This is a genomic window from Promicromonospora kroppenstedtii DSM 19349 (genome assembly GCF_000515355.1).
In the GTDB taxonomy this organism is placed as follows: domain Bacteria; phylum Actinomycetota; class Actinomycetes; order Actinomycetales; family Cellulomonadaceae; genus Promicromonospora; species Promicromonospora kroppenstedtii.
In genome coordinates this window covers 3,296-4,062 of record NZ_KI911664.1, presented here as the reverse complement: position 1 = coordinate 4,062, position 767 = coordinate 3,296, and the positions used below count along the sequence as shown (strand labels likewise).

Annotated in this window: 1 protein-coding gene; it reads right to left on the bottom strand. The window is 75.7% G+C overall.

Going from position 1 to position 767, the window contains the following annotated elements; all coding sequences use genetic code 11:
* Nucleotides 1–122 precede the first annotated feature (122 nt).
* On the bottom strand, nucleotides 123–767 hold a 645-nt coding region (locus PROKR_RS11825), incomplete at its 5' end, for an NPCBM/NEW2 domain-containing protein (protein WP_036963422.1).

The window sequence follows — 767 nt, the reverse complement described above, 5'->3', positions numbered from 1 at the left end:
GCCGCCACCGGCCGCCGGGGCGAAGCGCGCACGGCGGCCGGCTGAACACTGGCTGAACGCTCACCCAGCGGGCCCGGCGAGCCCGACGAGCCCGACGAGCCCGGCGAGCCCGACGAGTGCGATCAGCCCTGACCGCACTCGACGCGCGCGTCGGCCCAGTCGGCATGGTCGAAGTTCTTGCCGTCCGACCCCTCGTCCGCGACCAGCCGCAGCCGGCGGACCCCGGTGACGTCGACGTCGAGCGCCACGGCGCCGTCGTCGTTGGACAGCACCGGCGTCTCGGCGAGCAGCTCGCCGTCGCCGTAGACGGCGAACCGCACCGAGCCGACGCCGGTGTCGCCGGGCTTGTCGAGGACCTCGTCGTCGATGCCCACCTGCGCGCTGAACGCGGTGCAGGCGCCGCCGAGCCAGGCGGTCACCGAGCCGGTCGCGTGCATGCCGATGCCCTTGTCGTAGGTGACGCCGGCGATCCGGAGCGGGTTGCCGTCGCCGCCCGCGGCCTCGCCGTTGGACCGGTCGCGCTCGACCGGGCCATAGCCGTTGGACTGCTCCGTCCAGTCGAGGTCGGAGACGTACGGGCTGCCGGTCGGCGCGGGCGGCGTGACCCACAGGGTCGCCTGGTTCGCCGCGAGGTACTCGTGGCCGGCGGCCCGGTAGGCGACGTCGACCGGCACCTCGAAGGTGCCCGTGGCGCCCTCGGCGGGCACCCGGACCTGCCACGCGACGTGCGCGGTCCGCCCGGGGGCCAGCCGCGCGACGGTCTGGGT